This is a genomic window from Streptomyces laculatispora (assembly GCF_017353455.1).
Taxonomy (GTDB): Bacteria; Actinomycetota; Actinomycetes; order Streptomycetales; family Streptomycetaceae; genus Streptomyces; species Streptomyces laculatispora.
This window is the reverse complement of the sequence record NZ_JAFMPZ010000316.1, coordinates 1-2,853: the sequence shown is the minus strand read 5'-3', so window position 1 is coordinate 2,853 and position 2,853 is coordinate 1. Positions and strand designations below refer to the sequence as shown.

Sequence of the window (2,853 nt, the reverse complement as noted above, 5' to 3'; positions counted from 1 at the left end):
AAGCGGGGGCCGGTGGGTGTGCGCGGCCGGATGCGGTCGACGCGGAAGATACGCCAGTCCTCGCGGTGGAGGTCCCAGGCCACCAGGTACCAGCGATGACGCCAGGTGACCAGGTGGTGGGGTTGTACGCGGCGGTTGCCATCGGCCGAGGTGCTCGGACCCGGGGCGTAGTCGAAGCGCAGTTCCTCGCGGGCGTGGATGGCGCGGCTCAGGGCCATCAGGACCTGAGCGTCGACCTGGGGGGTGTCGCCGGCCGCCGCGGGCGGTTGGACCGCGGTGATGTGCACCAGGTCGATGCGGTGGCGCAGGCGGGGCGGCATGACCTGGCTGAGGGTGGCCAGCGCGCGGGCGGCGTCTTCGGCGACGGTGGTGCCGGCGGCCGCGGTCTGCAGCGCGACGGCCAGGGCGACGGCCTGCTCGTCGTCGAACAGCATGGGCGGCAGGTGAGTGCCGGCCTCCAGGCGGTAGCCGCCGGCCGGTCCTTTGACGGTCGTGATCGGGTAGCCGAGTTCGCGCAGGCGGCCGATGTCACGGCGCACGGTGCGCGAGGTGATGCCGAGACGCTCGGCGAGATCATCGCCGGACCAGTCACGGGGCGTTTGAAGGAGCGAGAGCAGCGCGAGCAGCCGCGCGGACGTTTTATGCATGACACCCCTGCTTCCCGGAGTACCGGACACAACCTGTCCGCTACCTCTGCCATCGTGGCATACGAGCCGTTCGGGAGGCATGACCCCTGGTCACGGCAGCCGCCGCTCGGCATCGACGGCCGACGGCGCACATGTGTCACAGCGAGGCAAGGAGCAGGTCATGTCCGTCACGACCACCACCCACCTGAATTTCCGGGGCACCGCACGTGAGGCGCTGGACTTCTACCAGTCCGTCTTCGGCGGACGTACTGTCGCGGTCACCTACAAGGACGCGGGCGCCGTACGGAACGAGAGCGAGGCGGACTGGGTGATGTGGGGCGAGGTGGCCGGCGGCAACGGCTTCCACGTCATGGCCTACGACGTGCCCTCGCGGCTGCCCTGGAACCAAGGCGACAACCCGTTCTTCGTCTCCGTGCGTGGAGACGACGCCGAGGAGATCAGTGCCCTGTGGGGCAAGCTCGCCGAGGGCTCGACCGTCGTGAGTCCACTGGAGCCCGCGCAGTGGGCGCCGCTGTACGGCATGCTCACCGACCGCTTCGGCGTCACCTGGGTCCTGGACGTCACCGCTCCGTACAACGCCTGAACCAACCGGCCGACCTGACACGCCTACGCCGTCCGGGCCGCCGCCGCACGGGCGGCCCGGACGTCAGCGGGCACCGAACACGTACAGCGGCGGAAGGAAAAGGGGCACCGTGAGGATGCGGAAGCTGGGACGGACCGGCATCGAAGTCAGTGCCGACTGCCTGGGCACCATGGTGTTCGGCAAGATGGGCGATCCGGATCACGACAACTGCGTGCGCGTGACGCACCGGGCGCTGGACGAGGGCATCAATCTCCTCGACACCGCCGACGTCTACGGCCACGCCGAGACCGAGGAGATCGTCGGAGAGGCACTCAAGGGACACCGCGACGAGGTCGTGCCGACAGCCAAGTCCAACGGACCGATGGGCGAGGGCCCCAACCGCGGCGGCAGCTCCCGGCGCTGGGCCGTCCAGGCGGTCGAGGGCTCACCGAAGCGGCTGCGGACCGACCGCATCGGCCTCTGCCAGATCCACCACCCCGACCCGTACACGGACATCGAGGAGACCCTCTCCGCGCTCACCGACCTCGTACGGGCCGGGAAGGTCCGGGCGATCGGATCCTCCAACCTGCCGGCCTCGGAAATCGTCGAAGCCCAGTGGGTGTCCCAGCGGCGTGGACTGCACCGCCTGCGCACCGAGCAGCCCACCCACTCCATCCTCGCCACGGCATCGAGCGGGAGATCCTGCCCGCCTGCCACCGCTACGGCCTGGGCGTTCTGGTGTGGAGCCCGCTGGCCATGGGCCCGCTCACTGGCCGCTACCGCAAGAACGCGCCGCGGCCGGACGACGCCCGCCTGGACCGGGTCCCCGCTCCGACGCCCGTCCCACGAGCGATCCGCCGCGTGAGAATGCCATGACTGTCCTTGACGCGCGTGCCCTCAATCGCGCCACCCTCGCCCGCCAGCACCTCCTCAAGCGCAGCGACAGATCCGTACCGGAGGCCGTGGCCCATCTGTGCGGCCTGCAGGCGCAGGGCCCTCAGGAGCCCTTCACCGGGCTGTGGTCCCGCCTGTCCGACTTCACACCCAAGCAGCTGGACGATGCGCTGACCGGTCGCGTGGTGGTGCGCACCCACCTGATGCGGCGCACCGTCCACCTCGTCTCCGCCGACGACGCGCTCGCCTGGCGAGCCCGCCACGACACAATGCTGCGCCAGCGAGTGCTGGGAACCTACCGGCGCGAACTGGCCGGCATCGACGTGGACGAGGTCGCCGCCGCCGGCCGCGCGGTCATGGCCGACCAGCGGCCCCGCACCATGACCGAGCTCGTACAAGCTCTCGAAGACCGCTGGCCCGGCCCACCACGCCGTGTCCTGGGCGAGCTGCTCATCGCAGCGCTCATCCCCATGGTCCAACTCCCGCCCCGCGGCCTGTGGCACCAGACCGCCGGCGTACGCAACCTGCCGTTGAGTACCTGGCTGAAACGGGACATCGACCCCGTGCCCGCCGACGGCAGTGATCCCGTCGGACAGCAACTGCTGCGCCGCTACCTCGCCGCGTACGGGCCCGCCGCCAGTGCGGACGTACGTGCCTGGTGTGGCCTCGCCGGCCTTCCCGCCGCCATCAAAGCCGCCCGAGAAGAACTCGTCGTCTTCCGTGACGAACGCGGCCGCGAGCTGCTCGACC

Annotated in this window: 3 protein-coding genes and 1 pseudogene; 3 read left to right on the top strand and 1 reads right to left on the bottom strand. The window is 70.5% G+C overall.

The genetic code is table 11. The features are described 5' to 3' along the window. The coding region (locus tag J1C73_RS17440; RefSeq protein WP_207317199.1) for a helix-turn-helix transcriptional regulator at positions 1–647 on the bottom strand (647 nt) is incomplete at its 3' end. A 160-nt stretch (positions 648–807) separates the two neighbouring features. Between J1C73_RS17440 and J1C73_RS17435 the strand changes: the two genes are divergently transcribed. The 3 genes and pseudogenes from J1C73_RS17435 to J1C73_RS17425 form a co-directional block, all read left to right on the top strand. After that, positions 808–1,230, top strand: coding sequence for a VOC family protein (locus J1C73_RS17435; RefSeq protein ID WP_207317198.1), 423 nt, complete (start codon positions 808–810; stop codon positions 1,228–1,230). A gap of 109 nt (positions 1,231–1,339) precedes the next feature. Further along, positions 1,340–2,004 (top strand): annotated as a pseudogene (locus J1C73_RS17430) (aldo/keto reductase); the annotation flags it as partial. Between the two features lie 77 nt (positions 2,005–2,081). Beyond that, positions 2,082–2,853, top strand: a 772-nt coding sequence (locus J1C73_RS17425; RefSeq protein WP_207317197.1) for a DNA glycosylase AlkZ-like family protein, incomplete at its 3' end; no start/stop codon positions are given.